Source organism: Bradyrhizobium sp. Ken64, from assembly GCF_055807555.1.
The window spans coordinates 1-248 of the sequence record NZ_JBVVPA010000122.1 but is presented as its reverse complement, the minus strand read 5'-3'; the positions used below and the strand labels follow the sequence as shown (position 1 = coordinate 248).

The window sequence follows — 248 nt, the reverse complement described above, 5'->3', positions numbered from 1 at the left end:
CACCGGTTGAGCTCTCGCCTGTGCAACAGCAATTCAAGCGTTAACACGACTTCAAGGCGTCGCTGGTTCCAGCGGCGCTTCTGCGACATACCAATGCTTATCGGTGACAGTGCCCGCCAGCGGCACGTCCCAACTCGCCTGCGCCAAGCGATCCACTTGCTGACACTCATGGGCCAGCCCAAGCAGCGTCGGCTTGCGCCAGCTTTTGCGCCGGGCCAGGTAGGCCAGGCTGCGGTCATAGAATCCGC

At 62.1% G+C, this 248-nt stretch carries 1 protein-coding gene; it reads right to left on the bottom strand.

What is annotated here, in order from left to right; translation table 11 throughout:
* Positions 1-51: 51 nt before the first annotated feature.
* A partial coding sequence (locus tag AC0L2F_RS35910) for a 5-formyltetrahydrofolate cyclo-ligase (protein ID WP_473251544.1) occupies positions 52-248 on the bottom strand: 197 nt, incomplete at its 5' end.